This window comes from Burkholderia territorii (assembly GCF_902833055.1).
Classification (GTDB): Bacteria; Pseudomonadota; Gammaproteobacteria; order Burkholderiales; family Burkholderiaceae; genus Burkholderia; species Burkholderia territorii.
This window is the reverse complement of record NZ_CADFEJ010000101.1, coordinates 1-529: the sequence shown is the minus strand read 5'-3', so window position 1 is coordinate 529 and position 529 is coordinate 1. Positions and strand designations below refer to the sequence as shown.

Sequence of the window (529 nt, the reverse complement as noted above, 5' to 3'; positions counted from 1 at the left end):
GCGTTGGCCAATGCGTCGATCACCATCGTCGGGGCCAGGAAGCCGAACTTCGGCAAGCCGGCCGTCATGGCATCGCGGCTCTTGCCGAAGCCATAGTGCTCGCAAAGCCAGCTCACGCAGTCCAGCAGGCTGTCCTGGTAGGTCGCTTCGCTTTTCGGTGCCGCATCCTGTTGATCTGCCCCGCCGGACAAGGTGTTCGCGGTCATGCTGCTTTCTCCCGACGCGGCGGAAAGCAACGAAAACGACCTTGGCCGCCCACGACGCGCGCGAAGCAGCGAAAGCCTGCCGACCGTGTACCCTCACAACGCGAAATAGCCTGAATACGTGAAATTCGTCAGAGGATTCTGAGGAATGCGGCCAATCGTGGAAAGCTGACCGGTCAGAAAACGCGCAACTGCCTACAGTTGCGCGTCAGTCGGATTGGCAAGGGAACGTCAGGTGGAATGGATGTCGATACCGTGCGAGACGGACCAGTCCAGTTGCGACATGCCGTTGTCGTGGGAGAGATGGGGCATGCCGGCGCCTGCTG

At 60.9% G+C, this 529-nt stretch carries 1 protein-coding gene; it reads right to left on the bottom strand.

Annotated features, from left to right (window positions below; all coding sequences use genetic code 11):
* On the bottom strand, window positions 1-206 hold a 206-nt coding region (locus HW466_RS31205; protein ID WP_176316153.1), incomplete at its 3' end, for a cysteine peptidase family C39 domain-containing protein.
* Window positions 207-529: the final 323 nt, after the last annotated feature.